Annotated in this window: 1 protein-coding gene; it reads right to left on the minus strand. The window is 54.1% G+C overall.

What is annotated here, in order from left to right:
- On the minus strand, positions 1 to 556 hold a 556-nt coding region (locus tag BN2475_RS35210; protein ID WP_218023767.1), incomplete at both ends, for a hypothetical protein.

The raw sequence follows: 556 nt of genomic DNA on the forward strand, positions 1-556 counted from the left end.
TCCCTCGATGGACATCCCCAAGGAGGACATCTCCGGAGGATGCGCCGAACTTAACGAGAGCACTTCACTAATGCGACCAGCAGTCGCAAGCAAGACCACGAACAGATGTAAGGTCTGTGCCAGCGACGCAAGGCCCAGCAATTGTGTAAGGTTACTGGGAGGCCATGGCGTTTTGGCAATTCTGCTATGCCGTCCATTGTTCGGCAGCTCGACCTGGAACGGGGGCACAATCTTTTGATTTTCACCATCGATCCAGTCATACGATGCGAGGAATTTCCTTACCCGATCATTACGCCGCGCTTTCGCGTTATTCCAGTCCCGTTCATCCCAGTCGGACGAGCTTTCGATTGCGACAAACGGTGTTAGCCGACTCAGACAGTCAATGAGCGCCGGCCCTAGCACGTCAACGAACCAGCACGCTCTCCACCCGACTTCACTCACAAAACGATCCGAAAGCGGACAGGTGTGATCGACATCGTTGTCCGATTGAGTCGATGCATATGCTGCCTCGGGTTCGGCGTCGTCTGGTGGAGAAGATTCGGGTTCGAAATATGAA

This window comes from Paraburkholderia ribeironis (assembly GCF_900019265.1).
In the GTDB taxonomy this organism is placed as follows: domain Bacteria; phylum Pseudomonadota; class Gammaproteobacteria; order Burkholderiales; family Burkholderiaceae; genus Paraburkholderia; species Paraburkholderia ribeironis.